Origin of the sequence: Streptomyces sp. NPDC091376, assembly GCF_044757085.1 — a bacterium.
In the GTDB taxonomy this organism is placed as follows: domain Bacteria; phylum Actinomycetota; class Actinomycetes; order Streptomycetales; family Streptomycetaceae; genus Streptomyces; species Streptomyces pratisoli.
On sequence record NZ_JBIVUF010000052.1, the window covers coordinates 1 to 6,554 of the forward strand.

9 protein-coding genes and 2 pseudogenes are annotated in these 6,554 nt (G+C 66.3%); 2 read left to right on the forward strand and 9 right to left on the reverse strand.

What is annotated here, in order from left to right; all coding sequences use genetic code 11:
- From ACIQMR_RS38020 to ACIQMR_RS38040, 5 genes and pseudogenes are all read right to left on the reverse strand, one after another.
- Nucleotides 1–149: pseudogene (locus tag ACIQMR_RS38020) on the reverse strand (transposase family protein); the annotation flags it as partial.
- Nucleotides 150–500: 351 nt separating this feature from the next.
- The gene (locus ACIQMR_RS38025) at nt 501–875 is read right to left on the reverse strand and encodes a PIN domain-containing protein (protein WP_401397673.1); all 375 of its coding nucleotides are present in this window, start codon (nt 873–875) and stop codon (nt 501–503) included.
- Nucleotides 872–1,126, reverse strand: a complete 255-nt coding sequence (locus ACIQMR_RS38030; protein ID WP_401397676.1) for a hypothetical protein — start codon at nt 1,124–1,126, stop codon at nt 872–874. Before ACIQMR_RS38030 ends, ACIQMR_RS38025 begins: the two co-directional genes overlap by 4 nt.
- A gap of 210 nt (nt 1,127–1,336) precedes the next feature.
- The gene (locus ACIQMR_RS38035) at nt 1,337–1,717 is read right to left on the reverse strand and encodes a hypothetical protein (protein ID WP_401397679.1); all 381 of its coding nucleotides are present in this window, start codon (nt 1,715–1,717) and stop codon (nt 1,337–1,339) included.
- 248 nt (nt 1,718–1,965) lie between these two features.
- Complete coding sequence (locus ACIQMR_RS38040; RefSeq protein WP_401397682.1) at nt 1,966–2,220, reverse strand: hypothetical protein; 255 nt, start codon at nt 2,218–2,220, stop codon at nt 1,966–1,968.
- 382 nt (nt 2,221–2,602) lie between these two features.
- Between ACIQMR_RS38040 and ACIQMR_RS38045 the strand changes: the two genes are divergently transcribed.
- A complete protein-coding gene (locus tag ACIQMR_RS38045; protein ID WP_401397685.1) occupies nt 2,603–2,812 on the forward strand; it encodes a hypothetical protein in 210 nt (69 codons plus the stop codon).
- Nucleotides 2,813–2,888: 76 nt separating this feature from the next.
- Complete coding sequence (locus ACIQMR_RS38050; protein WP_401397688.1) at nt 2,889–3,578, forward strand: restriction endonuclease; 690 nt, start codon at nt 2,889–2,891, stop codon at nt 3,576–3,578.
- A gap of 783 nt (nt 3,579–4,361) precedes the next feature.
- Here ACIQMR_RS38050 and ACIQMR_RS38055 read toward each other — a convergent pair.
- From ACIQMR_RS38055 to ACIQMR_RS38070, 4 genes and pseudogenes are all read right to left on the reverse strand, one after another.
- Nucleotides 4,362–5,194: pseudogene (locus ACIQMR_RS38055) on the reverse strand (helix-turn-helix domain-containing protein).
- Complete coding sequence (locus tag ACIQMR_RS38060; RefSeq protein WP_401397690.1) at nt 5,191–5,706, reverse strand: DUF6879 family protein; 516 nt, start codon at nt 5,704–5,706, stop codon at nt 5,191–5,193. The pseudogene ACIQMR_RS38055 and the gene ACIQMR_RS38060 overlap by 4 nt, the downstream one beginning before the upstream one ends.
- A complete protein-coding gene (locus ACIQMR_RS38065) occupies nt 5,690–5,896 on the reverse strand; it encodes a hypothetical protein (RefSeq protein WP_401397693.1) in 207 nt (68 codons plus the stop codon). The genes ACIQMR_RS38060 and ACIQMR_RS38065 overlap by 17 nt, the downstream gene beginning before the upstream one ends.
- Before the next feature lie 349 nt (nt 5,897–6,245).
- Entirely contained in the window at nt 6,246–6,446 is a 201-nt protein-coding gene (locus ACIQMR_RS38070; protein ID WP_401397696.1) for a hypothetical protein, read from the reverse strand.
- Nucleotides 6,447–6,554 lie beyond the last annotated feature (108 nt).

The following is a 6,554-nucleotide window of genomic DNA, read 5'->3' on the forward strand; positions in this document are numbered from 1 at the left end:
ATGCCAAGGCGGATACAGGTGGCGATGATCCGGTGGTGGCGGGCCGCGGTCAGATCGTGCACCCGGCCCGCGTGGGCGGGCGAGATCCACACCAGCGTGCCGTCGGGAGCTGTGATGACCTGCAGATTCACGCCATGCCTGCGGTGCTTTCACATCTCCGGCATTACCCATGGCGCGGCCAGCCTCGAACTCGCCATCTGCTTCCACCACGCCGTGCCGGCAACGACCACGCAGTCACCCCGGCCATCGCTCGCCTGTGTGAATTCCCTCGAGGCGGCGACCATGCGTACTACGTCGACATCGCCCACTTCATGGCTGGCCTCACGCTCCGCGGCGCGGTGGCTGGACGGCTAGCAGCCCACCCGCAGCCGCTGGCGGGCGTTGGTCGCCGAACGGCGCGAGTACCTGTGCAACGGGCACTGAGAATGCAGTCGGCGGCCGGCTCCTGTGGGAACGGCCGCCGTTCCTGCGAAGTGCGCCGGCGTCTGGATGCGACGGGATCAGGTGGGATTCAGCGGGGTGATGCCCGTCCCCGCGTACAGTTCGGGCTCGAGTGACAAGACCGTGAGCGGCTCACCCGCCTTGACAGCCTGCCAGGCGATCGCCGCCGCGTGAGCCACTGGCCAGTCCACGTTTCGCCAGTCCATCGCGTCGACGGCGTGCGCCGTGCTGAAGGAGACGTTCTCCGCGAAGCGCAGCGACGCGGCGTGCTTGCCCGCTCCTGCAACCTGATGCTCGGCGGCCAGGACGGACAGCGACGGGACCAGGACCCGACCGGTTCCGCGGGAGGCTTCAATATACAGGCCGGTGAAGAACGGGTCCGCCTGATAGAGGGCGGTCAATGCGGTGTGGTCCAGGACGGCCGTCAGATTCATGCTGCGGCGCCGGCCTGATGGGCGCGGATCTTCGCCCAGGCGTCTTGGCCGGCCTGCTCGACCTGCTCGTTGTACTCGACGCCGAGCTCGGAAGCGGCCTCGATGGCGCGCTGCTCACGCTCGGCAGCCGTGAGCTCGCGGGTAGCAAGCTCTTCCAGCAGCTCCGTGATAGTGGTGCCGCGCTCGTCGGCCAGGGCGCGCAGTCGGTCGCGCACCTTTTCGCTGGTCTTGATGCTCGTCGGCTTACTCATGCCGTCGATTCTACCGCCGGTAGAGCACATCGGTCTGCCTCTCGCGCGCCTTGCTTCGCGGCCGCTGGCGACTCGCTGACGGGCTTGTCGAGACACTGGCCGAGGAAGGAGTTCTTTCGCGCTGCCCCGGCGTGTCAGCTGAGGCGGTGGGCGGCCGGTCCGACCTTCCCACTCGGTGGAGCCCGCGAGGAACGGCACGTCGATCAAGTCTCAGGGGATGAGGTCGTGCTTGCTGCCGTCCTGGGGGGCGAACGCGACCGGGATGCCCAGGGAGCGGATCCGCTCCAGCCACGGCAGCGACTCGGTCAGGGTCGCTGCGGCGTCCATGGGGGCGTCGGGGCGAACGACCCACAGGCAGCGGTCACGGCCGTAGCGGTCGATGGTCGCTTTCAGCCAGGCGAACCAGGCAGCGGCCCCGGGCCAACCTTTTCCGAACTTGCCGTTGTCGCAGGCGTACAGGGCGCCGGGCGGGAGCACGTTGCCCTGGGCCGGGGTGGTCATGCAGCCGAGAAGCCTGGCCTGCATGGAGGCCCGTACGTCAGCCCCGGACGGCGTGGCCAGATACAGCACGGCGAGGGTGAAGCGAGGCACGAGCTTGGGCAATGGCGAGGAGCGCGCGCATGAGAGGCCTTTTCGGACTGGAGATGAGAGGTGGTTCAGGCGAGGGGGAGCTGTGCGGCGGAGCCCGAGATCAGGGCGGTCCACTCCAACTCGAAGTTCCTGTCCTGCTTGTCGATGATGCGGGCGGGGACGGTGGCGAAGAGTTCCTCTCGGACATGGAGATCAGGCGCCGGGCGAGCTGCTGCGCCGGCCGAGGTCGACGGGCTCTGTGGAGCGCATCACCGGCCGCCGCTCCCCGTCGGCGGAGAGCAGGAACAGGCGGTGGACGTGGTAGAGCGCCCCGCCGCTGCGGCGATGTTCGCGAGTTCGGCGATCCCTGCGAGCGCGTCCTTGCCCACGTGGAGCGGGTGGACCCAGATCAGCCCGATCAGCTCGCCGCGGACCAGCGGCATCATGAGCGGGCGCGGCACGATCCCCTCGCCCAGCGAGGCGGTGTACGTCTCCTTCGCGACGCCGACCAGTCCGTTCCACATCCGCGCTTCCACGGGAGCCCTTGCCGTCTGCTGATCCGATCACCGCACCCTGCCACGGGGGCCGAGGCCATGTCAGCGAGATGATCAGCTAGGTGCGGAGCGGCGCTGGCGGAAGGCTTTGCTCAGGTGGCTGTCAGCTCAGCTGTGACACAGCCGCGCCGGGGGCCTCGCGCCGTCTGCCGTGCTCGGCTTCTGTATACGTCGCCGTGCCGCACGTCACGGCTGATCCGCCGTGCGGTATTCGGCCAGGTCCGATGGCTTTGTGCCATTCGTCGGCAACCCGGTCCCAACATCGCTGAGGCCCGGCTACATAAGGAGGCTGGGGTGGCGTGCTGCCGTCCCCGCGTGGTGATGAGCGGTCGTGTGGGGGAGGTTGGGACGGTTGCTGACCATCAATGTGGCGGTGCTGCTGGCAGTCATCGTCGTCTGGCGGCTGCGGCGGCGTACGGAGGCCCGTAGCCGCTTCGACGAGAAGCTGACCGTCGTCATCGTCCTGGCACTGGGCGTCCTGATTGCGCCCACCCCCGCGGGCCGGGGGATCTTGAACATCTTGGGACAGTTTGCGAGCAGCGTCACCCAGGCCGGCCGATGAGCCGCCGCACACGTACGGTCCGGCCGGCGCCCCTCGGTGCGCACTGCGGGGCACGGGTCTGGGGAGCGGGGGAGTGATGGCGGCACGTCGACGGCGCCGGCGCTTGAAGAAGAGAACGCGCAGGCAGTTGCAGGGCTGGGGTGCGGTGGCGGCGGTTGCCGCCGCGGTGTGGGTGGCTGGCCACTGGGCGGTGGTGTGGCCCGTCTTGGTGGCCGTGCTCGCCGCGGCCGTGGTGAGCGGGGCTGGATGGGCGCTGTGGCGGGCGCACCATCTCACGGTCTGCCAGGACCGCGCGTGGCGCGCGCGGGAGGAGGCCAGGGCGCGGGAGTTGTCGATGGCCGAGGTCGACGCGTTGTCGTGGCAGGATTTCGAGACGTACGTCGCCGATCTGTGCCGACGGGACGGCTGTACGAAGGTCGTCGTCAGCGGCAAGAGCGGCGACCTGGGCGCGGACGTCGTCGGTTACTTGGCCGACGGCCGCAAGCTGGTCGTTCAATGCAAAAAGTATGCGCCGCACCGGAGCGTGTCCTCGCAGGACATGCAGAAGTTCGTCGGCACCGCCCGTCTCGAGCACGGCGCGGACGTCGCGTTGTTCGTCACCACCTGTCGCACCTTCACGAAGGCTGCACTAGGGCTGGCGCTGCGCCAGGACATCGTGGCCCTGCACCGCGACCTGCTGGGTTCCTGGGTCAAAGGCGCTCATCTGGAAACACTGATCCCGCTGACCGGCAGCGGCGGCGGCGCCAGGCGGCGCCCCTCTGCCTGACTGGGCGGGTTGCTGCTGGGCATCTCCACCGCGCGCGAGCCGACCTCCACCACCGGCCCCACCGAGGTTCCCCGATACGGTGCCGTCGGCCACAGCTTCCGCGGCTCGGCACCGCCTGGTCTCTGAGCTGCGCCAACCTATGTCGCCACTGGCATCTACCGCGAGTGCATCAAGACCACGGTGCCTTTCGGTCGACATTGACCTGCCCCGTCTCGTCCGCTGAGAACCGCTGGGGCGCTGGCGTTTGATAGTGCCGTATGCCGTTCATCGCTCGGCTCGCTCGATGAGAGCGAAGGATGTGCACAAGCGCCGGAACCCTGGGTGTCCTGTCCTGCCAGTGTGGCCCAAGCACTCGACGTCGACGGCAGCGCTATCCGTCGAGGGTATCGCCTGCCACTCGCACTTCAGGCACTCGGCCTCGAAGGTCACCTCAGTGTCCGGATGCTGCGTGATCCTGTGTGTCACGAACCGCATGACAGAGCGCGCCATCACTCGTCCCCGTGCTCTTCCCGCAGGTGCGTACGAAGGGCGACGTTCGCGTCTGACGCCTTCGAGTAGTCCCCGACCGATCGGGCGTTGGTTCGAGTCACGGCGATGCTGAGGCATTCTCGGCAGTTCGCTAAGGGCTCCGGCTCTCGGACGGGAGTCGCGAGGTGTACCGGCCCCGTCATTGTCGTCTTCGGTGTGCTCATTCCGTATGGCCTCCCCGACTGCGTGTCTGCCGAAGGATGATCCCTTGGAATGTGCATCGGGTCGCGCTTCATTCGCGTTGTGGACTGAAGATCATGAGCGGCAGGCTGCACACCACTCGGCGAGCCTTGCTCGAAGTTCCTCCCCGAACAGCGTACATTCATCGTACCCTGCGAATTCCTTCAAGTAGCTCTGAACGTCTCGGCCGTCGCGCAATACGAGGCTTCCCGCCGAGGTCTCAATGGTGACCAAGGAAGCGTCGTAGATGGTGAAGGTATTCAGCGGAGTTCTGGGAGTAGGTGCCCCTACGGGAATCACTCCGATTCGCACGTTCGGAAGGTAGGACAGGGAAGACAAGCGGTCCATCTGTTCGGCCAACGCCAACGGTGAAACGACCGGCCAGCGAATCGCCTGCTCGGTCAGGGTGAACGTGAACGTTTCGACTCGTCGTACAGGACGGCTTGCCGTTCCAGCTTCCCCGCCACTGCCTTATTCGTATCCGCCGGGGAGTGAGCGAGGCTTGCCCTCATGTATTCGGGTGTTGCCAGCAGCCCAGTAACCATCGAGAGCAGGAAGTAGCGTATGTGCGTCGAGGACGCTTCGAGCGCCTTCAATTCCGTCTGTCGCGTCCCGAGCCCCTTACGCCGAAGCTCTCGAAGGTTCCGCCACTCGGTGTTGGCCAGCCTGGCGAGCGCCGACACCTCGGCGACCAGATCGGGCGGAGCTTCAAGGGCTCTCAGGATCTGCTCGACGTCAACGAGAGACGGCCGCGTCCGGCCGTTCTCGATCCGGCTCACCTTGGACTGAGACATGTTGCAGCGCGCTGCGAGCCGATCCCCTGAGAGACCGGCTCGCTTGCGTAGATCTCGGAGCAGCGAAGCAAGTTCCGGGCCGGACTCGCCGAGCTGCTCGGCTTCGAACGTCACTCCTTCACGTACTCCAGGAACGGAACCGACTCGGCAACAGCGATTCGCTGGTACTCGACGAAGTCGGCCGGCTCACCCTCGTACAGTTCACGGCCGATCTGCCTTCCGTCGTCCTCGTAGTGCATGAGGACGACCGTCGAGCGGTCGAGCATCCAGAAGTCGCGAACGTCCGGCAACGGATTCTCGCGGACTGTCACGTCGAGGATTCGGACGTCTTCCCCGGCCAGTACGTGCGGGGTGTAGTACCGGGAGAACTCAAATTGCAGATACTCGGAGAGCGGCCGAGTCACGATGTGCACTCGACCCTTACGCTTCCCTTCGCCGCGCAGTCTCTTCAGGTCTTCCGTGTAGGTGGACGAGTAAGCGTGAGGGTCGATTCGCTTACCGGCTCGGAAGGCTTCGAGCTCTTCGGATTCCTGCGGTACGAGGTATTGGGGCAGCGTCTCTAGTCGCCACGCCTCGGACTGGAATCCCCGGAGCGTTGCCCGCCACTCGTCACCATCCAAGAGCACGAAATGCCTCCCGAAGAACGCTCTCGGGGATTTCCACAAGCCCTTCCCCCGGCTGCGGAGCGAAGGCGTCGGACACGTCGCCTTGCACTACGAACGTTCCGCGCTCCGTGCGGTACACATTCGGGCAACCGTCTTCGCCGCACTCGCCGTTCCCGTTGCCGGTAAGCCGAGTCAGTTCTTCACGTGCCATGCGAAACCCCTTGTTCGTCGGCCCTGTTGGGCCGTTGAACACGACGGTACGAGGGTCACGCTCGGCCGTCCATGCACAGACGTGGGTATGCACGTTCTTGCATGAAGTGCCTTGGTGTGGCGCCCGGCGGGCGCGTGGCGGCCGATCCCGGAGTGGGCGACAGCAATGCACGTCACTGGAACGACCCAACCGCCGACGTGATGGTTCGTGAGCTGCACAACTGGGAGGTTTGGCCGTGCAGCTCGACTCGAGGACGACCCCTTCTGCGGCGGGTATGCGGCGTACGCTCGCTCAGCCGGGTGCCGGTCAGTACATCCCCCGATGCGGTCCGGTCCCCGGCTTCGTTGTGTCAGGCCCTGTCGGCGTGGGCGGAGGCGAGCCGGTCGGAGAGCATCAGATCGATGGTCTGCTCGGTGAACGGTTCCATCGAGATGTCGTAGGTGCAATTGATCTGTTGTACGCGGGTGATGGCGGTGTGCAGGCCTTGCCGGTTCCCGGCTGCGTGCTCGATCCGGAGCGAGTCCCGGTACAGCAGCTCTGCCGTGAGCATTTTCAGAGTGGCTACCGATCGGGTGACGTGTGGGTGGCTGTGAAACGGGCGGAGCCCCAGGGCTGTTGAGCAAGGTGTCTAAGCTCAACTCTTCAGCCTTGGGGCTCC

Excerpts from the sequence above, each read along its gene's own strand:
- ACIQMR_RS38025 (WP_401397673.1), bottom strand. The coding sequence starts at position 875 with ATGAATCTGACGGCCGTCCTGGACCACACCGCATTGACCGCCCTCTAT.
- ACIQMR_RS38030 (WP_401397676.1), bottom strand. The coding sequence starts at position 1,126 with ATGAGTAAGCCGACGAGCATCAAGACCAGCGAAAAGGTGCGCGACCGA.
- ACIQMR_RS38040 (WP_401397682.1), bottom strand. The coding sequence starts at position 2,220 with ATGTGGAACGGACTGGTCGGCGTCGCGAAGGAGACGTACACCGCCTCG.
- ACIQMR_RS38050 (WP_401397688.1), top strand. The coding sequence starts at position 2,889 with ATGGCGGCACGTCGACGGCGCCGGCGCTTGAAGAAGAGAACGCGCAGG.
- ACIQMR_RS38065 (WP_401397693.1), bottom strand. The coding sequence starts at position 5,896 with ATGGCACGTGAAGAACTGACTCGGCTTACCGGCAACGGGAACGGCGAG.
- ACIQMR_RS38070 (WP_401397696.1), bottom strand. The coding sequence starts at position 6,446 with ATGCTCACGGCAGAGCTGCTGTACCGGGACTCGCTCCGGATCGAGCAC.